Origin of the sequence: Flavobacterium aestivum, from assembly GCF_026870175.2 — a bacterium.
Taxonomy (GTDB): domain Bacteria; phylum Bacteroidota; class Bacteroidia; order Flavobacteriales; family Flavobacteriaceae; genus Flavobacterium; species Flavobacterium aestivum.
In genome coordinates this window covers 964,935-985,494 of the sequence record NZ_CP113977.2, presented here as the reverse complement: position 1 = coordinate 985,494, position 20,560 = coordinate 964,935, and the positions used below count along the sequence as shown (strand labels likewise).

Genomic DNA, 20,560 nt, shown 5'->3' with positions numbered 1-20,560 from the left:
TAAATTCACATCACAACAAAGACCAAAAGGGATGGTTTTACTCTTCCTTCAAAAATATTTTTTGTCTTTTTCCCAAAAAAAAGTCCTGATTGTGATAAATCAGGACTTTTTAAAATAAGTTTTACAGAAACTTAACTATTTGTTTTCCAAGAAATGTTGTAGTAAAAACCTTGTAGAACTATCATGTTTTTTAATCTCTTTTGTATTGATTTCTTCCAATATGGAATTAGCCAGCTGTTTACCCAATTCTACCCCCCATTGATCAAAACTAAAGATGTTCCAAATAATACCTTGTACAAAAATTTTATGCTCATACATAGCTATCAAAGATCCTAAAGATTTAGGTGTTAATTTTTGGATCAATATTGTATTAGTTGACTTATTACCACTAAACACTTTGAAAGGCAGAAGCACTTTCGCTTTATCAGCATTAAGGCCTTGCTTATCAAACTCTGCCTGAACTTGCTCTTCTGATTTACCATTCATCAAGGCTTCGGTTTGAGCAAAAAAGTTTGACATCAATTTATCATGATGATCTTCGTCTCCGTATAATGGTTTTACAAATCCAATGAAATCAGAAGGAATTAATTTGGTTCCCTGATGGATTAACTGAAAAAAGGCATGCTGAGCATTTGTACCCGGCTCTCCCCAAATAATAGTTCCGGTTTCATAATTCACCGGTTTTCCATCGCGACCAATACTCTTACCATTACTTTCCATAGTTCCTTGTTGTAAATAAGGAGCTAGTTTTTGTAAATATTGTGTATATGGAATTAAAGCTTCACTCTCGGCACCAAAGAAATTATTATACCAAACACTCAATAATGCTAATACAACTGGGATATTCTTATCAAAGTCGGCAGTTTTAAAGTGCTCATCCATTTCATTAGCTCCACTCAACAGTTCATCAAAATTTTCAAAACCAACTGCTAGACTTATAGAAAGCCCCACGGCACTCCATAGAGAGAAACGTCCTCCAACCCAATCCCACATAGGGAAAATATTGTCTGGATTAATCCCAAATTCAGTTACTTTTTGAATATTGGTTGAAACTGCCACAAAATGTTTAGCCACATCTTCCTGACTAGCCGATTTTAGAAACCATGCTTTAATAGTTTCTGAATTCGTTAAAGTTTCTTGAGTAGTAAAGGTTTTTGAAACAATTACAAATAAGGTAGTCTCTGGATTAAGTTTTTTAATAATTTCATTTACGTGATCACCATCTACATTAGAAGCAAAATGAACATTTAAATGATTTTTATAATATTGCAAAGCCTCAACTGCCATCACTGGTCCTAAATCCGAACCACCTATACCTATATTTACAACATCTGTAAATGGTTTTCCAGTATATCCTGTTCTTTGCCCTGAGATTACTTCATTTGTAAACGATTTTACTTTATTCTTTACAGCATATACTTCTGGCATTACATTAATACCGTCTACATGTATTACAGCCGACTCTTTGGCGCGTAAAGCTGTATGCAATACCGCTCTATTTTCCGTTTGATTAATAAGTGCTCCTCCAAAGTAATCTGAAATAGCATTTTTCAAACCCGTTTCATTTGCTAGCTCCAAAAGCAAATCAATAGTTTCCTGATTAATTCTGTTTTTGGAATAATCAACCAAAAAATCATTCCACTTCAAATGAAATTTTTCTGTTCTTGAATTATCAACCTGAAACATTGCTGACATTGAAGCTTTTTGCATTTCAGCATAGTGCAACTGAAGTTTTTCCCAAGCTGATGTTTCAGTTGGGTTTATTGTGTTTAAAGCCATTTATTTTAGTTTTTTATAATTGCGCTAATTTACTGAAATATGTTTGAATCATGTGAATTCATCATATTATATAACAATTTAGCTAAAAATTTACTGGATTAATTTACAGAACAAATACCTTAAAAAATATTTAGGTATTTACTGATTATCAAAGTTTAATCAGTAAAAATTTTCTTTACTTGTTAACTGCCAACAGTCCTGATTATATGTGAAAAAATTATTAACCATTTTAAAAACAGCAGTTACAAAATAGTTCTATGTAGTAAAAATAGGATTCTATAAATTAGAAACACTGTCTAATTCAAATTTCAAAGGTTCGATATGTTTCAAAAAACGCTCTTTGTTTTTTCCACTCATCGGTTCTCCATTAGGAAGTTTTAATCGTAGAGCATCTACTTGCACTCCGTTTTTCCAAAAACGATAACATACATGTGGTCCGGTTGCCAATCCTGTGCTTCCCACTAAACCTATTTTTTGCCCCTGATTGACATGCTGACCGCGTCTTACCAATATTCTTGACATGTGTAAATATTGAGTAGAATAGGTTCCATTATGTTTCACCTTGACAAAATTTCCGTTCCCTGCCGTGTAGCCCGTTTGTTCTACTATTCCGGAAGCAGTTGTAGAAATAGGCGTTCCATAAGGTGCGGCATAATCTGTTCCTTTGTGTGCTTTCCAGATTTGTTGAACGGGATGAAAACGATTTGAAGTAAAATGTGAAGTAATGCGGCTAAACTTTATTGGGGTTTTAAGAAAGAAATTCTTCAGTGTTTTTCCATCTTCATCATAATATTCTATTCTACCTGAACCAGGGTTTTGTTCAAAGGGAAAAGCATAAATTATCTTCCCTTTATATTCAAAAAAAGCTGCCTGAAGACTATCTACTCCATCATAAATAGAATCATTAATATATCTTTCTGTAAAAGTCAATCCAAATCTATCTCCTTTTTTTATTTTAAAGAAATCGACAGACCATGCAAATATTTTTGAAATCCTACTTGCCAATGCTCCTTCTACATTTGCAGATTCTAACGTTTCGGATAAAGAGCCTTTTAATACCCCACCAATAGTTCTTTGTTTCAAGGTTAAAGGCTTTGTTTTTTTATGGACGACCGCTATAGAATCTCGCAAATCAACTACATAATAATGCAAAGGATCTGGTTGGTAAATAAAAACATTTAGTTTATTGGTTTTACCTTTAGACCTAAGCAAGGTATACGGTTTGTTTATTTTAATAGTGCGAACATCAAAAGTATCTTTTACCTGTGCAACAATATCATACACTTTTTTGTCACCAATATTTTGTCCTTGAACAATACTGCCAAAAGTGTCGCCAGATTTTATAGAATCATTAATTACATTATAGTCAGACAAAGTAAATCCGAAGTCACTTATTTTGGACTGTTTCTTTACTGGTTCATTTCTTAAGGTATCTTCATTCCTATTACAGGACAATAAAGAAAATAATACTGCTAAAATTATAATGACTTGTTTCAAGCGACCTCTTTATTATATTTATTTTATTTTTCTACACCCCAATTGGCAAGTTCATCTTCACTCCATAATTCCGGGAAGAAAATTCTTCTTTGGTATTTTGGGTGCATGTATTTTTTCCAATCACTTCCTCCTGTAGCCTCTCCATCACCTTTTCCGCTATCTATATATTTTCTGGCCGCATTCAAGTGCCCCATAACCCACGTAATGTTTACGGTATGGTCGTAATGACGCATAGCTTTTATCAGTTCTGGATTTTTTTGATCTGATTCTGGCAATTGTTTGAATTTTTGCCAAAGGTTTATAGTATTGTATTCTTGCATTTGAGTTATAAATGCCGCTTTATATTTGCGTTCAAATTCTAAAAGCAAATATGATTTTTCACCCGTTTGATGATCTTTCCCAGCTGCCTGCCAGTACATGTGATCTAAGGCATGCTCGTAAGGTGTATTCCTATCGATAGTTGCTCGGAAACGATAATCTATAAGATTGATTAAGTCTGTAGAAGCAATCTCTATCATCCTATATTGTGCACTTTGAAAACCACTTGCCGGAGTAAGTGTGTTTCTAAATTTCATGTACTGATCCACTTCCATTCCGTCTCCCATGATATCAAACGATGTGGTAAGCATATCAAAGTAACGACTCACTCTCATTAATCTTTCGGTAAAAAAATCAGTAGTTAGGGATTCTGCATGTGAGATTTGACGCATTTCCCACAGTATCATTTTAAAAAGCAATTCGTTTACTTGATGATACATAATAAAAACCATTTCATCAGGCAATGTTGTTCTTTGAACTTGTAAATTCAATAGAGCATCCGTTTGAATATAATCCCAATATGTTATTGGCTTTGACCAAAGCAATCCTTCTAGATGAGTTTCCGTTTTTTGACCTATAGCTTGGTATTTTTGTTCAATTTCTTCTAAAATTGATGCAGTAGTATCTTTTATTGTCATTTTAATTTTAATTTAAACGGATTTCTTAACCCTCTGTAATCTTCCAAATCTGCCTTAAGGGATCCTACCAAAAGACTTGCTTTTATTCTAACAGGTATTTTATTGTAGTCATCTGAAATCCAAATCGTTAAACTTTCCTCTTCTTTAAACACACGTCCAGATTGCACTAAAGGCTTAAAAATCATTGTAGAAACAATGCCAAATTTAGTTGTAATATCTTCTCTTCCTATGAATTTTAACTTAAATTTTGTAGTCTCATTATCAAAAAACATGTCAATAATAACGGATTCTCCAGATTTTATTTTATTAATGTTTGGGTAATTTCTTAAATAATAAAATGAAGACAAAATATCTTGTGTATTTTTAGAAAAATCAAATGTTTTTTCGGTACTGTGTTTATAGTCTTTTACCGTTACTTTATTCGATTTCTGATCAAAGAATCCTTCTTGATTTTTGGTATATCCGCCTTCATTTATCTTTCGAACAAATCTATAAGGGTTTCTTGTGTTCTTGTTAATATAACTCTCATACACATCTTCGACTTTAAAAAAGAATTTTGTCATTCCTGTAGAATAACCCCTGCCAATAACATGATAAGTTGATTGATCGTTAAGTGAAGCATCTTTTACTTCGATTGTAGCGTAACCTGCATTTATTATTCCGTAATGCACTTTATACTTTAGAAATTCTCCAACTGAAAAAGCTTCTTCTTTTTGTGTATCAAAACCTAAGATTACCACCAGTAATAAGAAAATTGCAATTTTTTTCATATGAAGATAATATCGTTTTTTGTTGGAATATGGGATTAGCTCCAACTTAATATTATTTCTCGGAGTTGTTGAACTTGTTTCACACATCTTCATTTGTGGTTACAACAAATTTGTTGTCATGCTCATTGCACTGGTTAGAATTCATCAAAATTAAAATACCATCAAATGTACCAAAACAAAAAAACTCAGTCAAATTAATGACTGAGTTTTTATGCTATTAACTAACCAAAAAACTATAAATTATGTAAATTTATATGAAACTAAGCAGGAAACCACCCCTTCTTAATTTGCGACTGCAAAGGTATTGTATAAATCAAGGTTTTTTTAGCAAAAAATCAAGTTTAACACAACATTTGCAACTTTAAGAGTTAATTAACTATTATTTTTTTTGATAATGCAAAAATAATGAAATTTTATAACGTTCCTCGCAATTGCTGTTCACGTTCTATAGACTCAAAAAGCGCTTTGAAGTTTCCTGCACCAAAGCCTTTCGCTCCCATTCTTTGAATAATCTCAAAAAACAAAGTAGGACGATCTTGAACCGGTTTAGTAAAAATTTGCAATAAATAACCATCTTCATCGGCATCTACCATAATGGCTAGTTTTTCTATTTCGTCTAAATCCTCTTTCATCATATCCATATGCACACCTAATCTCTCTGGGATTGCTTCATAATAGGTATGTGGCGGTGGTGACAAAAACTCTACTCCTCTTGCTTTTAGTTGAGATACTGTTTTTATAATATCATCTGTTGCAATAGCAATGTGCTGCACTCCAGGTCCACCATAGAAGTCTAAATATTCCTCGATTTGTGATTTTTTCTTTCCTTCGGCTGGTTCATTGATTGGAAATTTGATTCTTCCGTTTCCGTTTGACATTACTTTACTCATCAAAGCCGAATACTCTGTATTGATTTGTTTATCATCAAAAGAAAGGAAATTTACAAATCCCATTACATCTTCGTAAAACTTCACCCAAGTGTTCATTTCGTTCCAACCCACATTTCCTACCATGTGGTCAATATATTTCAGACCTGTTGGTTCTGGGTTGTAATCTGATTTCCATTCTTTATATCCTGGCAAGAAAATACCGTTGTAGTTTTTTCTTTCCACAAAAATATGAACTGTTTCTCCATAGGTATAGATACCAGAACGTACTACTTCTCCAAACTCATCTTTCTCAACAGTTGGCTCCATAAAAGAGCGAGCACCACGCTTCATGGTTTCTTCATATGCACTCCTTGCATCTTCTACCCAAAGTGCTGCTACTTTTACACCATCGCCATGTTTTTTCAAATGGTCGTGAAGAGGAGAATCCTGTGTTAATGGAGTGGTTAAAACGATTCTGATTTTATCTTGCTTTAATACATAAGAAGCTCTGTCTTTTACTCCTGTTTCTAATCCGGCATAGGCTAATGATTGATATCCAAAAGCTGTTTTATAATAATGTGCCGATTGTTTTGCGTTACCTACGTAGAATTCGACATAATCCGTTCCTAAAAGCGGAAGGAAATCTTGCGCCCCTTCGAATATTTTTTCTAATCCGTATTCTACTGATTTTATTTCTTTTGCCATGGTATTTTTTATTTGAAAATGAGATAATTTGAAAATGAGATAATTGAGTATGGATAATTAAAATATTTTTTTTTAATAGACATATTTGCTAATTATCTAATTTTTCATTTTTGTTGTTGCTATTATTTTGTTTAATATTTTTAAAATTTCTGACAACTCATTTAATAAATCTTTACAATTTGGAAAACTTTTATGAGCATCACATATGAACAGCCAATATTCAGTTTCATCTGCTTCTTTAATAGCGATTTTTAATTTATGAATAAAATCTGCTTTGCTTTCGGCATTTTGTGATTCTTTTGAATTTGCTCCAATTGATGTTCCGCTTTTTAATAATTGATTGGCAATTACGAATTTCTTTTGTTCCTGAAGTTCACTTGTATAATCAATTATATTTAATGCGAAATTGAAGGTTTTTATTAAAAGTGCATTGTCTTTGTACTTTTCGTTAAAGGTCATGTTTAGAGAATTTGATAATTCGAGAATGAGTCAATTAGATAATTTTATTGTAGGTTTAAAATTACATAATTATTTTAATTACCCCATTGACTAATTATCTAATTTTCTAATTGACACATTATCACATTAAAAAAATTACTCTACCCAAGATTTATAGTATTGCCCATCGTCTATACCCATAGCTTCTTCAGTTACCATAAGTGGTCGGAAGGTATCGACCATTACGGCCAATTCCTGTGTATCCTTATGTCCTATACTGCGTTCCATAGCACCTGGAGCGGGACCATGTGGAATTCCTTTAGGGTGTAAGGTAATGTGCCCTTGTTCTATATTGTTACGGCTCATAAAATCACCATCTACATAATACAACACTTCGTCACTATCTATATTGCTATGATTGTATGGTGCCGGAATGGCTTTGGGGTGATAATCGTATAGTCTTGGCACGAAAGAACAAACTACAAAAGTACTGGTCTCAAAGGTTTGATGAACTGGTGGTGGTTGGTGTACACGTCCGGTAATTGGCTCGAAGTCATGTATACTAAATCCGTATGGGAAATTATAACCATCCCAACCCACTACATCAAAAGGATGTGTTGCATAAACTACTTCATGCATCATTCCTTCTTTTTTCATTTTGATAACAAAATCGCCTTTTTCGTCATGTGATTCTAATTCGTTTGGCAAAATAAAATCGCGTTCGCAAAAAGGTGAATGCTCTAAGTGTTGTCCTGATTCATTTTTATAACGTTTTGGCGTATAAAATGGTGCATAGGATTCTACATAAAACAAACGATTATCTTCGGTTTCAAACTCTATTTGATAAATGATTCCGCGTGGTATAATCAAATAATCTCCATACTCAAAAGGAATATTCCCAAGCATGGTTCTAAGTTTTCCTTTGCCTTTATGAATGAAGATCATTTCATCGGCATCGGCATTTTTATAGAAATAAGTTGTTAATGATTTTCTCGGTGCTGCTAGCCCTATAATACAGTCTCTATTAACCAACATTGCTTTGCGACTGTCCAAGAAATCATCTTCTGGTTTTAACTCAAAACCTTTTAGCAATAATGATTTTATGTTTTTCCCAATTGCGATTTTAGGCTCAACTGAATATGATTTTAGAATTTCTTTGACCTGAGTTGGTCTGTGAATGTGGTAAGACAAGGAAGAATGACCATGAAAACCCTCTGTTCCAAATAGTTGTTCGTAATACAGCCCTCCATTTGGTTTTTCAAACTGGGTGTGTCTTTTAGGAGGAATGTTTCCTAGTTTATGATATATTGGCATAACAATTTAAATTAGATAGTAATAAGCAATTCGTAAAAATCGTAGCGTCAAATGGTTTCATTTTTTAAAACAAAACCTGATATACATGATAAAGTATTCAATTCTTTGACAACATAAATAGGGCTAATTATCCCTTAGAAAATCACTCCGGATTTCTTTTGATCATGAATTGAAGATACTCTAATAAACCTGTCCAATTTGTTTTCATAATTACAAATATCGTAATTTTTATTTAAAGAAATGCAAATTAAAATATAAATCCAACTGTGAACCAAAGGTAGGACTTCGAGGTTTCCGGGGACCACGAATATTTTACTTCGACTGGACCAATAACGGTTTCTAATCCGTAACCCAGTGCATATCCTGAATATTTTGGCCATGAAATCCAATCTAATGAATCGTATAAATTATCATCTAAATTGGCATAATTTGCCGAAAAGTTAAGATGATTCTTTTTGAGAATTTCATAGTCAAGTGTTATAGTCGTTTCTAGATAACTATTGGCCGCAATACTTAGATAATCATACCCATAAAAATACTTGAAATTATTTGTATTATTAAATCCGTAACCTCCCAAAATAAAATCAAAATAAGGCAAACTTTTACTTCCTATTGAGGCACCTGCTTCTGCCTGAAGTTTTATTGTTGCATGCTTAAAAATTGTTTTAGCAATACCAGCTTCGGCACTTATAATAGAAAAAGGTTCGAAGTTTGCTGAACTTTCCGAAGAAAACATATAAAATTGTGGGTTTCCTGAAAAGTACCAACCCTTTTTAGGGAAATATTTATTATCGTAAGAATCGTATTTTAAATAACTGAAAAGGCTAAAATAATTACTCTTGGTAATAACCCGATCTGACTCAAGTGTTTCTGAGGTGATATCTAGATATTCAAATTCGGCTCCAATACCAATAAGGAATTTTTGGGCAAATACTGATTGAATATAAAGCTGATTGGACAAATCTAGATAATCAATATTTATAGAATTTGTTCCACTTGCATTATAAGTTATCACACTTACCGGAATGTTTTTATTAAATCGATTCATTTGAGACTTAAATCCATAACTCAATTGAAATCCATTATCAATATAGTAGTCAAAATAATATCGGACATTATCTCCCAAAACCAAATCGGCAGATAAAAAATCATTTTTTAAAAACGTCTTTTTATTGGTTACATTGGCCAAAATTGCACTTTTATACAAACCATCATAATGCAAGCCAAACTTCAAATTGGTTTTTACGGGACTTTCGGTTAATGTGAGAATCAAATCATCATATTCTCCGTTTTTCTCAAAATAATAGCTTACGGCACTAAAATTTTGGGTAGCATTAAGATTATTTATTCCAGTTTCTAGGTTTTTAAAACTTATTTTAGATCCTGGCTTAAAGTTCAACTTTCCAATAATATAATCTCTGGAATAATTTTTCAATTCATTAATCTTAACATCAACAATTGTTAAACTATCAGACTTTACTTTTAATCTGTTTTTGTAATAAGGATTTGCTTTATCCACCAAAAGATCAATCTTTTCATATACTGCAAAAGTGGCATCTTCTCCCTTTTTTATAATTTCTGCAGCTTTATCAAAACTAACCACTCCATAATTTTTTATGTCAGGTTTGATATAGATTTCTGTAAATTTCGCATTTACTTTCATTCTTTCAATCATTTGCAGATTAGTGATTTGAAAAAAGATTTTTGAAGCACTTCTTAGTTCATCTTTACTGAGCAATCCCGATTGTACATCGACTCCTATTATTATATCGGCTCCCATTTTTCGAACTTCTTCGATAGGATAATTATTGATTACTCCCCCGTCTATAATAAGGTTATCATCAATCATTACCGGTGCAAATATAGATGGTAAAGAAGAGCTCCCTGTTATTGCTTGTGCCAAAACTCCTTTGTCAAAAACTACTTGTTCCCCAAGTGCTATATTGGTTCCTACACATAAAAAAGAAGTTGGTAGTTCGCTAAAATCCCGAACATGTCGGACAGGCAACGTTAATCTACTTAATAGATTGAAATTATACATCCCTTTTGACAATGCCTCTGGAGCACCAATACTAAATTTATTGAACGGAAGCGTCAAGGCATACAATTCATCATTTCTCTTTTCATAAAAATTCTTGGAAGATCGAGGAATATAATCGTTTAGTACATTACTAAAATTGGTTACACTAATAATGGAGTCTATTTGTTTAGCATTATAACCCGTTGCATAGAGCCCACCAATAACTGCGCCCATACTAGTTCCTCCAATATAATCTATCTTTACTCCGGCATCTTCGAGTACATTTAAAACACCTATGTGAGCAAATCCTTTGGCTCCTCCTCCGCTCAATACCAAACCTATTTTAGGTCTTTTTGGAGCTGTATCCTGAGCTTGTAAAGTAAAAGGTAAAAGACAAAAGGTAACAAACAACAAACAAATCAATATAGAAAATAGGCGGCTATCAACAATTGTCAACTGAATATTGACAAAGTTTATTTTGACTTTTGGCTTATGACTTTTGGCTCTTGCCTCAATTCTCATATTAACTATTTTTATGGTAAAAGTCGGTAATTTTTTTTGCTTTTGACACACCTATAACGTCGGAAATTTCTTTTTCTGTTGCTAATTTTAATCTTTTAACACTTTTAAAATGTTGAATTAATGTCTGCATCGTTTTTTCGCCAATTCCAGGAATGCTTTCTATAGATGAATTTAGTGCAGCCTTGCTTCTTTTATCACGGTGAAAAGTAATTCCGAAACGGTGAGCTTCATTTCGTAATTGCTGTATCACTTTCAGAGTTTCCGACTTTTTGTCTAAATACAACGGAATAGAATCTCCTGGATAGAATAATTCTTCGAGTCTTTTGGCAATTCCTATAATGGCAATCTTTCCTCGCAATCCCAATGCATCTATACTTTTTAAGGCTGATGATAATTGCCCCTTTCCTCCATCTATAATAATTAGATTTGGCAAAGGTTCATTTTCATCCAATAGTCTTTTGTAACGGCGATATACTATTTCCTCCATCGAAGCAAAATCGTCTGGACCAACTACGGTTTTTACATTAAAATGCCTGTAATCCTTCTTACTTGGCTTTCCGTCTTTAAAAACCACACAAGCAGCAACGGGATTTGTTCCTTGAATATTAGAATTATCAAAACATTCTATATGTCTTGGTTCTACAGGCAGTCGCAAATCATTTTTCATTTGTGCCATTATTCTATTGGTATGGCGATCCGGATCTACAATTTGCAATTGTTTGAGCTGTTCTATTCTATAAAACTTAGCATTTCGAATTGATAAGTCTAAAATTTGCTTTTTATCGCCTAGCTGTGGCACTGTGATTTTTATGGTTGGCCCTAAATCTACTTCAAAAGGCACTATTACCTCTTTAGACATTAACTGAAAACGTTCCCGCAATTCTATTATAGCCAGTTCCAGTAATTCTTCATCGGTTTCTTCGAGTTTCTTTTTGATTTCCATCGTATGTGAACGAATGATAGAACCGTGCGAAATTTGCAAGAAATTAATAAAAGCTGAACTGTCATCTGAAACAATAGAAAAGACATCTATATTGGTAATCTTTGGATTTACAATCGTAGAACGCGATTGATAATTTTCCAGAATCTCTATCTTCTCTTTAATTTTTTGTGCTTCTTCAAAACGCATATCTTGAGCCAAACTGGTCATGAGGCGCTTGAAATCTTTCATACTTTCCTTGAAATTTCCTTTCAGAATTTCCCGAATAGCATCAATTTGCTTCTGGTAATGTTCTAATGTTTCCAATCCTTCACATGGTCCTTTGCAATTGCCAATATGATATTCTAAACACACTTTGAATTTCCCGCTATCAATATTGTTTTTACTCAAATCATAATTACAGGTTCTGAGCGGATACAGTTCTTTTATCAGATCAAGAATCGTATGAACAGTCTTAAAATTAGTATAGGGACCAAAATATTCAGACCCATCTTTGACCATTCTTCGAGTAGCAAAAATGCGGGAAAAAGGTTCTTTCTTAATACAAATCCAAGGATAACTTTTGTCATCACGCAACAACACATTGTATCTAGGCTGCAACGTTTTTATTAAATTGTTTTCTAATAAAAGTGCATCCGTCTCCGTAGGAACAACAATGTGCTTTATGGTTACAATTTTTTTTACCAAAACATTCGTTTTGGCCGTATCATGAATTTTATTGAAGTATGAAGAAACTCTTTTTTTAAGATTCTTGGCTTTGCCCACATATAATATCTTCCCTTCCTTGTCATAATATTGATACACACCAGGACTATCGGGCAGAGTTTGAATTTGAAGCGCTAAAGTAGGATTGGCCATTTTTAAAAAAATTCTCAGAATTAAATGGTTATAGCAAAAAAAACTATAAACTTCATTTTTTCAAATTTACAAATAACATTAAAGCAAACCAAAACGATTTTTTTTATACCAAATAAATAATTTCTATATTTAGATTTTATTTTTAAACATGAAAAACACAAAACCAATGGTGATATTTGGCGAAAGTATTTTGCCAGGCGAAAGTAAAACCATTCAATTAGAAATTGCCCGATTACACACCACTACCAAACTAACAATTCCAATTATTGTAAAAAGATCTAAAATTGAAGGACCTGTGGTACTTTTTTCAGGTGGGATTCATGGCGATGAGTTTAACGGTATAGAAATAGTTCGTCAACTCATCAGTAAAAAAATAAACAAACCTAAAAAAGGTACTATCATTTGTATTCCAATTATTAATATATACGGATTCATCAATAAGTCAAGGGATTTTCCGGATGGCAGAGATTTGAATCGTGTATTTCCCGGAAGCAAAAAAGGCTCTTTGGCAAGCCGTTTCGCTTACCATATCATGACCGATATTATTCCTATTGTAGATTACGCTATCGATTTTCATGCAGGAGGTGCTAGCCGATTTAACGTGCCTCAAATTAGGCTTACACCAAATAACCCAGAAACACAAAAACTGGCAGATGCTTTTAATGCCCCATTTACACTATTCTCAAAAAATATATCTGGTTCTTTTAGAAGCGCATGTGAAAAATTAAATGTAAAAATGCTTCTTTTTGAAGGTGGGAAATCATTAGACATCAACGAAAAAGTGGCTCAGGAAGGCATAAACGGTGTCAAGCGCTTTTTAGAACATTTGGATATGTTAGACTCTAAACAAATTGTTGTCAAACAAAAAAAACCAACAATTTATATTGAAAAATCTGGTTGGTTAAGGGCTAAATGTTCAGGCTTATTAATCGATCACAATCTCGTTGGGCAATTTGTAAAAAAGGGAACCGTATTGGGTATGATTACTGATCCTTTCGGGAAATTTGAACGAAAAATAAAAGCCCCAAACGATGGCTATATCATTAACGCCAACCACTCTCCTATTGTTTATCAAGGGGATGCAATTTATCACCTTTCTAATACTGCGGAAGAAGGCGAATAGCAAAACCTAACATTTATCATATTTTATAAAAATCTAAGCTCGTATTTTTGAATAAAAATATAGAGATATGTTGTATTGGAAAAAGTTATCCCAAAAAGAAAGACAAGAACGCATTCAAGAAGCACTAACTGAAAATGTAAATTTCACTTTAGATACTTCTTTAGGATATCCCGCTTCAAAACTGGACGGAAAAGTTTATAATGATGAAGCCTCATTCTTGGCAGATGCACCTACTTTACAAACTTATGTAGCCAATCCCAATCATATTGGATGCCATACTCTTGGTACTTCCGAAAAAGCTTTTAAGGGAACTCAAGAAATAGAGCGTGAAGTATTAAATGTACTCGCCGCAGATATTTTTAAAGCAGAACCTGATTCTTTTGATGGTTATATTGCTCCTGGTGGAACCGAAGCCAATATTCAGGCGATTTGGATGTATCGCAATTATTTTATGTACAAGCACAGCGCAAAACCACATGAAATTGCCATCTTAGCCTCAGAAGACACTCATTACTCTATCCCAAAAGCATCTAATTTATTAATGCTCGATTGGTTCAAAATTCCTGTAGATTTTAAAACACGTGAGATTGATTTTTTTTCATTAGAAACTATTATTATAAAAGCTAAAGAAAGCGGGAAAAAATATTTCATTGTCGTATCCAATATGGGAACCACCATGTTTGGATCCATTGATAATCCTAATGATTACATACAAGTGTTAGAAAAACACAAATTACCATATAAAATACACGTAGATGGTGCTTATGGTGGTTTCATATATCCTTTTAGCAACAAGGAAAGTGATCTCAATTTTGAAAACCCAAAAATCAGTTCAATTACCATCGATGCCCACAAAATGTTGCAAGCTCCTTATGGTACTGGAGTTTTTCTATGCCGAAAAGGGTTAATCGAAAACGTTTTGACCAAGGAAGCTGAGTATGTCGAAGGAATGGATTTAACCCTTTGTGGTAGCCGATCCGGATCTAATGCTGTTGCGGTCTGGATGATTCTATTCACGTACGGGCCTTTTGGTTGGTGCGAAAAAGTACGTGTTTTACAAATGAGAACCCAGTGGTTATGCGATCAATTAGACGCTTTAAACGTTGCCTATTACAGAGAACCATTTATGAATATTGTAACTATTCAGTCGCAATTCATTACTGAATCATTAGTCAAAAAATTTGATTTGGTTCCCCAAAAACACAATGGTGATAATTCATGGTATAAAATTGTGATCATGGATCATGTAGAAGTAGATCATTTGAGTACTTTTATAACCGATCTAAAAGAATCACTTTATGCTGAAAAAATTATTACGAACGAAATATAAATCATTACGCTCCCAACTCTCGGAGATAGAAATTGAAGAAAAAAGTTTGGCTATTGCCAATGCTCTTTTGCCACTTCCTATTTGGGAAAAAAACTATTTTCATGTTTTCTTACCCATCACTGAGCACAAAGAAGTAGACACTGAATTTATATTACACCTTTTGTCTGGTAAGGATAAAGAAATTGTGATTTCGAAAAGTGATTTCGAAACTCGAAATATGACACATTTTCTTTTGACTGACAATACTCGAATAAAGAAAAACGAATACAATATTCCTGAACCTATTGATGGTTTGGAGGTTCCTGCAACAAAAATTGATGTTGTTTTTGTACCGCTTTTAGCTTTTGACAAAAAGGGGCATCGGGTGGGTTATGGCAAAGGGTTTTATGATAAATTTTTATCGGAATGCAAACCGGAAACCATCAAAATTGGTCTTTCTTTCTTTGAACCCGAAGAACTCATTTCTGATGTTTTTGAGAGTGATGTAATGCTGAATTATGGTGTGACGCCGAATGGAATTTATTCTTTTTAATTTAGAATTAGTATTTTCGCGTTTATTTACCTTTTATCAAATTATGAAAATATTTAAAGCCCCCAAATTTACAACCCAAATTCTTATTATTCTATTTGCTTTTTCATTAGCAAATTGCAGTGTCAGAGTGGGATCACCAAACCACACGAGTGTAAAGACCAAACAAGTTCCTCCTGGACAAGCCAAAAAGATGAGTGGCCAAAAAAGCGCCAAAAATTATGCTCCAGGACATAATAAATAAAAGAAAAAGAGGCAGTCTAAAAGTAAACTGCCTCTTTTTTTTATTTTAATAAGATGAAAAAATTATTTATGAAATGCTTTTTTATTGAATACGATTAAAATCCCAACACCTGTTGAAATTGCTATATCAGCCACATTGAAAATTGCATTAAAGAAAGTAAACTCTCTTCCCCCAAAATAAGGTACCCATTCCGGCATAGGATAATCTTTTATGAAAGGAAAATAAAACATATCGACTACTTGTCCGTTTAACCATGTCCCATACGGTTTCTCTGCAAATAAAGTAGCTAATTTTTGGTGGCTATCATCAAAAATTACTCCATAAAAAACAGAATCTATTATATTTCCAAATGCTCCTGCCAATATCAAAGCGATAGCTACAATAAGATAATTGGAACTCTTTTTTCTTTCAACAGAATCCCATAACCAATACCCAATTCCTGTAACGGCAAAAAGTCTAAAAACCGTTAAGATTAATTTACCATACGTACCTGGTATTTTGGTACCCCATGCCATTCCTTCATTTTCAATAAAATGAATTTGAAACCAATTAAAAACGTGAACTTCTTCGCCTAAAATAAAATTTGTTTTTACATATATTTTAGAAAGTTGGTCGACCAACAATATAAGGATAATAAGAAAGTATGCTTTAAATAATGACATTTTTTGATAATTTAATGGCGTAAAAGTAACAATTAAATCAAAAAAAACGCTCCAAAAGGAGCGTTAATTGTATATTAAAGAAAATTATTTTTGCAAATTTTTCGCCTCAATACTCATCGTAGCGTGAGGAACAATTTTCAATCTTTCTTTTCCGATTAATTGTCCAGTAACTCTACAAATTCCGTACGTTTTATTTTCAACACGGAAAAGCGCATTTTTTAAATCACGAATAAACTTTTCTTGTCGAATCGCAAGTTGAGAATTCGCTTCTTTTGACATGATCTCACTTCCTTCCTCAAATGCTTTAAATGTTGGTGATGTATCATCCGTCCCATTATTAAGATCATTCATGTAAGCGCTTTTTATCAAATCTAAATCTTCTTGAGCTTTAATGATTTTCTTTTGGATAATTTCCTTGAACTCTGCTAAATCAGCGTCAGAGTATCTTACACTTTCATCTACCATAATACTAATTTTTAGTGATTGTTATTTTTGTTGTTATTCCATCAAAGTCAATTTCCGTGCCAGTTTCGATAGTCTCTTCAAAAACAAGTATGTCTGTTAATGTTTCTGACTTAATATAGTCCTCATTGGCTTTTACTGCTATTTCCAAAGTATCATTTTTTCTCAAATGTACTTTAACTTTATCGGTTACCTCAAATCCGGTATCCTTACGGATATTTTGAATTCTGTTTACCAATTCTCTTGCAATTCCTTCTTGTTTTAACTCTGGAGAAATTGTAATATCCAATGCAACAGTAATTCCGTTTGAATTGGCAACCAACCATCCTTCAATATCTTGTGATGATATTTCCACGTCTTCTAAGGATAAAGTTACACTATTTCCTGCAATAATAATGTCTAAGCTACCCTCTTTGTCAAATTGTGAGATTTGTTCTGTAGATAAATTTTGTATCTCTTTAGAAATCAGACCCATATCTTTTCCGAAGCGAGGCCCTAGAGCTTTAAAATTTGGCTTTATTTGCTTGATCAAAATTCCCGAAGCATCATCTAAAAGTACAATTTCTTTTACATTTACCTCAGCTTTTATTAGATCCGAAACTGCTTCTATTTCTAGCCTTTGACTATCGTCAAGTACTGGAATCATTACCTTTTGCAATGGTTGACGCACCTTAATCATCTCCTTTTTTCTAAGTGATAAAACAAGTGATGAAATAGTCTGCGCTTTCTGCATTTTGCTCTCTAACATTTTATTAACATACTTTTCAACCGAAATTGGAAACTGGGCCAAATGTACTGACTCAAAATTTTCTGATTGTGTAGCCTTTGTTAAATCTCTGTAAAGTCCATCCATAAAGAAAGGAGCTATTGGAGCACTTATTTTACTAATAGATAGCAAACAAGTATAAAGTGTTTGATAAGCTGCAATTTTGTCTTGTGCATATTCTCCTTTCCAGAAACGACGACGACACAAACGAACGTACCAGTTACTTAGGTTTTCCTGAACAAATTCAGATATAGCACGAGCTGCTTTTGTTGGCTCATAATCAGCATAAAAACTATCTACATCTGCAATTAAAGTATTCAATTCCGAAATAATCCATTGGTCAATTTCAGGTCTTTCGTTTAACGGAATTTCAGCCTCATCGTATTTAAATCCATCTATATTGGCATACAAACTAAAGAACGAATATGTATTGTACAACGTTCCAAAGAACTTACGACGCACCTCAGCGATTCCTTCTAAATCAAATTTTAAATTATCCCAAGGATTAGCATTCGATATCATGTACCAACGCGTAGCATCTGGGCCATACTCTTTTAAAGTCTCAAAAGGATCGGCAGCATTACCCAAACGTTTAGACATTTTTTGTCCGTTTTTGTCCAAAACTAATCCGTTTGACACTACATTTTTGTAGGCTACTTTATCAAAAACCAAAGTTCCGATAGCATGTAAAGTATAAAACCATCCGCGAGTTTGATCTACTCCTTCGGCAATAAAATCTGCTGGGTAATCTTTGTTTCCGTCTATTTTTTCTTTGTTTTCAAAAGGATAGTGCCATTGTGCATACGGCATTGCTCCTGAGTCAAACCAAACGTCTATCAAATCAGCCTCACGCTTCATCGCTTTTCCTGAAGCTGAAACTAACGTAATTTGATCAACTACATTTTTATGCAAATCAATTAAATCATAGTTCTCATCAGACATGTTTCCAACTTGGAATCCTTTAAATGGATTTTCTGATTGAACACCAGCCTGAACTGCTTTTTCTATTTCGTTGTATAATTCTTCAACAGAACCTATAAGGATTTCTTCGGTTCCATCTTCGCTTCTCCAAATCGGCAATGGAATTCCCCAGTAACGAGAACGAGACAAGTTCCAGTCGTTGGCATTTTTCAGCCAATTTCCAAAACGTCCCTCTCCTGTTGCTTTTGGCTTCCAGTTAATGCTTTCGTTAAGGTCGAACATACGATCTCTAACCTCAGTGATTTTTATAAACCAAGAATCCAAAGGATAATATAAAATAGGCGTATCGGTTCTCCAGCAATGTGGGTAACTGTGCACATACTTCTCTACTTTGAATGCTTTATTTTCTTCTTTTAATCGAATGGCAATTTCAACATCTACAGAACGCTCAGGAGCTTCTCCCTCAGCATAATACTCATTCTTAACATATTTACCTCCAAATTCACCCATGTGTGAAGTGAATTTCCCTTGTAAATCAACCAAAGGAACTGGGTTTTCATTTTCGTCCAACACTAACATTGGCGGTACTTCTGGTGTAGCTTCTTTGGCTACCTTGGCATCATCAGCTCCAAAAGTTGGTGCTGTGTGCACAATTCCGGTTCCATCCTCTGTCGTAACAAAATCTCCCGAAATTACTCTAAAAGCATTTTCTGGGTTTTGGTAAGGCAACGCGTATGGCAATAATTGCTCATAACGGATACCTACTAGATCAGACCCTTTGCATTCAGCAAGGATGTGGAATGGTATTTTTTTATCGCCTTCTTTGAAATTTTCAAAATCTGCTGGATCTGTACTTTCAAAAAAACCTTTACCAAATTGTTTTCCAACAAGGTTTTTAGCCAAAATCACATTCGACGGACGGAAAGTATATTGATTGAATGTTTTTACTAAAACGTATTCAATTCTAGGTCCAACTGTCAAAGCTGTATTACTTGGCAAAGTCCAAGGTGTAGTCGTCCAAGCTAAGAAATGAATCTCATCAAGATCTAGTCTTTCGAACTTATAATGCTTTAAATTATTAGAATTTATGTAATTATAAAACGTATTGAAAACTAATTCCTTTTGGTCTTCAACCACTTTAAATTGTGCTACGATTGTAGTATCGGTAACGTCTCTGTAACTTCCCGGTTGGTTAACCTCATGAGAACTTAACCCTGTTCCGGCTTTTGGAGAATACGGCTGAATCGTATATCCTTTGTACATCAAATCCTTGTTGTAGATTTGTTTCAGCAACCACCAAACCGATTCCATGTATTTGGATTTGTAAGTCACATACGGATCTTCCATATCTACCCAATACCCCATTTTTTCGGTTAGGTCATTCCATACATCAGTATAACGCATTACGGTTTTCTTACACGCCTCGTTATACTCCTCTACGGTTATTTTTTTTCCAATATCTTCTTTGGTGATTCCTAATTCTTTTTCTGTACCCAATTCCACAGGTAAACCATGGGTATCCCAACCTGCTTTACGCTTTACTTGGAATCCTTTTTGGGTTTTATATCTGCAAAAAATATCTTTAATAGCACGTGCCATTACGTGGTGTATTCCAGGTAATCCATTTGCCGAAGGTGGTCCTTCAAAAAACACGAAAGGAGGATTTCCTTCACGAGTGGTTACACTTTTTTCAAAGATGTTTTCTTTCTTCCAAAAATCCAGTACTTCTGACGCCACAGTAGGCAAGTCAAGTCCTTTGTATTCAGTAAATTTTGTGCTCATTTTATCCTTTTCTTAATCGTGGTGCGAAAGTAAGGAATTTTATAGTAAAAAGGCAAAACACAAGACAAAAGTT

Annotated in this window: 16 protein-coding genes; 4 read left to right on the top strand and 12 right to left on the bottom strand. The window is 33.7% G+C overall.

The window, feature by feature from the left end:
• Positions 1-135: 135 nt before the first annotated feature.
• The 9 genes from pgi to uvrC form a co-directional block, all read right to left on the bottom strand.
• The gene (gene pgi, locus OZP08_RS04275; RefSeq protein WP_281323091.1) at positions 136-1,779 is read right to left on the bottom strand and encodes a glucose-6-phosphate isomerase; all 1,644 of its coding nucleotides are present in this window, start codon (positions 1,777-1,779) and stop codon (positions 136-138) included.
• 276 nt (positions 1,780-2,055) lie between these two features.
• Positions 2,056-3,276, bottom strand: coding sequence for a M23 family metallopeptidase (locus OZP08_RS04270; RefSeq protein ID WP_281323090.1), 1,221 nt, complete (start codon positions 3,274-3,276; stop codon positions 2,056-2,058).
• 23 nt (positions 3,277-3,299) lie between these two features.
• Positions 3,300-4,232 (bottom strand): tryptophan 2,3-dioxygenase family protein, encoded by a 933-nt coding sequence (locus tag OZP08_RS04265; protein WP_281323089.1) that lies wholly within the window; start codon positions 4,230-4,232, stop codon positions 3,300-3,302.
• Positions 4,229-5,002: a DUF3108 domain-containing protein gene (locus OZP08_RS04260; protein ID WP_281323088.1), complete on the bottom strand. Its 774-nt coding sequence runs from the start codon at positions 5,000-5,002 to the stop codon at positions 4,229-4,231. The genes OZP08_RS04265 and OZP08_RS04260 overlap by 4 nt, the downstream gene beginning before the upstream one ends.
• Before the next feature lie 413 nt (positions 5,003-5,415).
• On the bottom strand, positions 5,416-6,576 hold the full coding sequence (gene hppD / locus OZP08_RS04255; protein ID WP_268848500.1) for a 4-hydroxyphenylpyruvate dioxygenase: 1,161 nt from the start codon (positions 6,574-6,576) through the stop codon (positions 5,416-5,418).
• A gap of 96 nt (positions 6,577-6,672) precedes the next feature.
• On the bottom strand, positions 6,673-7,035 hold the full coding sequence (locus OZP08_RS04250) for a four helix bundle protein (protein WP_281323087.1): 363 nt from the start codon (positions 7,033-7,035) through the stop codon (positions 6,673-6,675).
• A gap of 135 nt (positions 7,036-7,170) precedes the next feature.
• The gene (locus OZP08_RS04245) at positions 7,171-8,328 is read right to left on the bottom strand and encodes a homogentisate 1,2-dioxygenase (protein WP_281323086.1); all 1,158 of its coding nucleotides are present in this window, start codon (positions 8,326-8,328) and stop codon (positions 7,171-7,173) included.
• Between the two features lie 247 nt (positions 8,329-8,575).
• On the bottom strand, positions 8,576-10,870 hold the full coding sequence (locus tag OZP08_RS04240; RefSeq protein ID WP_281323085.1) for a patatin-like phospholipase family protein: 2,295 nt from the start codon (positions 10,868-10,870) through the stop codon (positions 8,576-8,578).
• A 1-nt stretch (position 10,871) separates the two neighbouring features.
• Complete coding sequence (uvrC, locus tag OZP08_RS04235; RefSeq protein ID WP_268848498.1) at positions 10,872-12,668, bottom strand: excinuclease ABC subunit UvrC; 1,797 nt, start codon at positions 12,666-12,668, stop codon at positions 10,872-10,874.
• A 148-nt stretch (positions 12,669-12,816) separates the two neighbouring features.
• Between uvrC and OZP08_RS04230 the strand changes: the two genes are divergently transcribed.
• The 4 genes from OZP08_RS04230 (at position 12,817) to OZP08_RS04215 (ending at position 15,894) form a co-directional block, all read left to right on the top strand.
• Complete coding sequence (locus OZP08_RS04230) at positions 12,817-13,791, top strand: succinylglutamate desuccinylase/aspartoacylase family protein (protein ID WP_281323084.1); 975 nt, start codon at positions 12,817-12,819, stop codon at positions 13,789-13,791.
• Between the two features lie 67 nt (positions 13,792-13,858).
• Positions 13,859-15,121 carry a pyridoxal-dependent decarboxylase gene (locus OZP08_RS04225; protein ID WP_281323083.1) on the top strand — a complete coding sequence of 421 codons (1,263 nt, stop codon included), beginning with the start codon at positions 13,859-13,861 and terminating at the stop codon, positions 15,119-15,121.
• A complete protein-coding gene (locus tag OZP08_RS04220; protein WP_268848495.1) occupies positions 15,090-15,653 on the top strand; it encodes a 5-formyltetrahydrofolate cyclo-ligase in 564 nt (187 codons plus the stop codon). The genes OZP08_RS04225 and OZP08_RS04220 overlap by 32 nt, the downstream gene beginning before the upstream one ends.
• A 43-nt stretch (positions 15,654-15,696) precedes the next feature.
• Positions 15,697-15,894 (top strand): hypothetical protein, encoded by a 198-nt coding sequence (locus OZP08_RS04215; RefSeq protein WP_268848494.1) that lies wholly within the window; start codon positions 15,697-15,699, stop codon positions 15,892-15,894.
• A 62-nt stretch (positions 15,895-15,956) separates the two neighbouring features.
• On the opposite strand, the gene OZP08_RS04210 is transcribed toward OZP08_RS04215, so the two are convergent.
• From OZP08_RS04210 to ileS, 3 genes are all read right to left on the bottom strand, one after another.
• A complete protein-coding gene (locus OZP08_RS04210) occupies positions 15,957-16,556 on the bottom strand; it encodes a lipoprotein signal peptidase (RefSeq protein WP_268848493.1) in 600 nt (199 codons plus the stop codon).
• An 84-nt stretch (positions 16,557-16,640) separates the two neighbouring features.
• Positions 16,641-17,021 (bottom strand): TraR/DksA family transcriptional regulator, encoded by a 381-nt coding sequence (locus tag OZP08_RS04205; RefSeq protein ID WP_268848492.1) that lies wholly within the window; start codon positions 17,019-17,021, stop codon positions 16,641-16,643.
• 4 nt (positions 17,022-17,025) lie between these two features.
• Entirely contained in the window at positions 17,026-20,487 is a 3,462-nt protein-coding gene (gene ileS, locus OZP08_RS04200; RefSeq protein ID WP_281323082.1) for an isoleucine--tRNA ligase, read from the bottom strand.
• Positions 20,488-20,560 lie beyond the last annotated feature (73 nt).

Bases quoted from the DNA above. Each gene is read 5' to 3' on its own strand.
- pgi (WP_281323091.1), bottom strand. From the start codon at position 1,779: ATGGCTTTAAACACAATAAACCCAACTGAAACATCAGCTTGGGAAAAA.
- OZP08_RS04265 (WP_281323089.1), bottom strand. From the start codon at position 4,232: ATGACAATAAAAGATACTACTGCATCAATTTTAGAAGAAATTGAACAA.
- OZP08_RS04260 (WP_281323088.1), bottom strand. From the start codon at position 5,002: ATGAAAAAAATTGCAATTTTCTTATTACTGGTGGTAATCTTAGGTTTT.
- hppD (WP_268848500.1), bottom strand. From the start codon at position 6,576: ATGGCAAAAGAAATAAAATCAGTAGAATACGGATTAGAAAAAATATTC.
- OZP08_RS04250 (WP_281323087.1), bottom strand. From the start codon at position 7,035: ATGACCTTTAACGAAAAGTACAAAGACAATGCACTTTTAATAAAAACC.
- OZP08_RS04245 (WP_281323086.1), bottom strand. From the start codon at position 8,328: ATGCCAATATATCATAAACTAGGAAACATTCCTCCTAAAAGACACACC.
- OZP08_RS04240 (WP_281323085.1), bottom strand. From the start codon at position 10,870: ATGAGAATTGAGGCAAGAGCCAAAAGTCATAAGCCAAAAGTCAAAATA.
- uvrC (WP_268848498.1), bottom strand. From the start codon at position 12,668: ATGGCCAATCCTACTTTAGCGCTTCAAATTCAAACTCTGCCCGATAGT.
- OZP08_RS04230 (WP_281323084.1), top strand. From the start codon at position 12,817: ATGAAAAACACAAAACCAATGGTGATATTTGGCGAAAGTATTTTGCCA.
- OZP08_RS04225 (WP_281323083.1), top strand. From the start codon at position 13,859: ATGTTGTATTGGAAAAAGTTATCCCAAAAAGAAAGACAAGAACGCATT.
- OZP08_RS04220 (WP_268848495.1), top strand. From the start codon at position 15,090: ATGCTGAAAAAATTATTACGAACGAAATATAAATCATTACGCTCCCAA.
- OZP08_RS04215 (WP_268848494.1), top strand. From the start codon at position 15,697: ATGAAAATATTTAAAGCCCCCAAATTTACAACCCAAATTCTTATTATT.
- OZP08_RS04210 (WP_268848493.1), bottom strand. From the start codon at position 16,556: ATGTCATTATTTAAAGCATACTTTCTTATTATCCTTATATTGTTGGTC.
- OZP08_RS04205 (WP_268848492.1), bottom strand. From the start codon at position 17,021: ATGGTAGATGAAAGTGTAAGATACTCTGACGCTGATTTAGCAGAGTTC.
- ileS (WP_281323082.1), bottom strand. From the start codon at position 20,487: ATGAGCACAAAATTTACTGAATACAAAGGACTTGACTTGCCTACTGTG.